This is a genomic window from Rhodococcus tukisamuensis NBRC 100609 (genome assembly GCF_001894985.1).
GTDB classification, from domain to species: domain Bacteria; phylum Actinomycetota; class Actinomycetes; order Mycobacteriales; family Mycobacteriaceae; genus Rhodococcus_G; species Rhodococcus_G tukisamuensis.
This window is the reverse complement of sequence record NZ_BCXG01000062.1, coordinates 1-729: the sequence shown is the minus strand read 5'-3', so window position 1 is coordinate 729 and position 729 is coordinate 1. Positions and strand designations below refer to the sequence as shown.

Sequence of the window (729 nt, the reverse complement as noted above, 5' to 3'; positions counted from 1 at the left end):
CGCAGGTGCGCCCACGCCATCGCCAACGGGAAGTCGTCCGTCACGCCCCCGCCGCCGTGCACCTGGATCGCCCGGTCCACGATCTTGAGCGCGATGTTCGGCGCCGCCACCTTGATCGCCGCGATCTCGGTGCGCGCCTCCTTGTTCCCGACAGTGTCCATCAGGTGCGCCGCCTTGAGGGTGAGCAGCCGGATCATCTCGATCTCGATGCGCGCCTCGGCAATCCAGTCCTGGATGTTCGCGTTCTCCGAGACCGGCCGGCCGAAGGTGACCCGGGACTGGGCCCGCAGGCACATCAGCTCCAGCGCCCGCTCCGCCATGCCGATCGCTCGCATGCAGTGGTGGATGCGCCCCGGACCGAGCCGGGCCTGGCTGATCGCGAAGCCCTCCCCCTCGCCCTTGAGCACGTCCTTCGCCGGCACCCGCACGTCGGTGAAGTCGATCTCGGCGTGGCCCTCGCGATCCTGGTAACCGAAGACCGGCAGCCCCCGCATCACGGTGACGCCGGGCGCGTCGATCGGCACCACCATCATCGACTGCTGCCGGTGCGGGGCGGCGGCGGGATCGGTCTTGCCCATCACGATCATCACCTTGCAGTTCTTGTGCAAAGCGTTGGAGGCGAACCACTTACGGCCGTTGAGGACGTACTCGTCGCCGTCGCGCACCATCGACAGCTCGATGTTCGTCGCGTCCGAGCTCGCCACCCGCGGCTCGGTCATCGCGAACGCC

1 protein-coding gene is annotated in these 729 nt (G+C 68.6%); it reads right to left on the bottom strand.

Annotation, left to right across the window (positions count from 1 at the left end; all coding sequences use genetic code 11):
* A partial coding sequence (locus RT2_RS24920) for an acyl-CoA dehydrogenase family protein (protein WP_174556754.1) occupies positions 1-729 on the bottom strand: 729 nt, incomplete at both ends.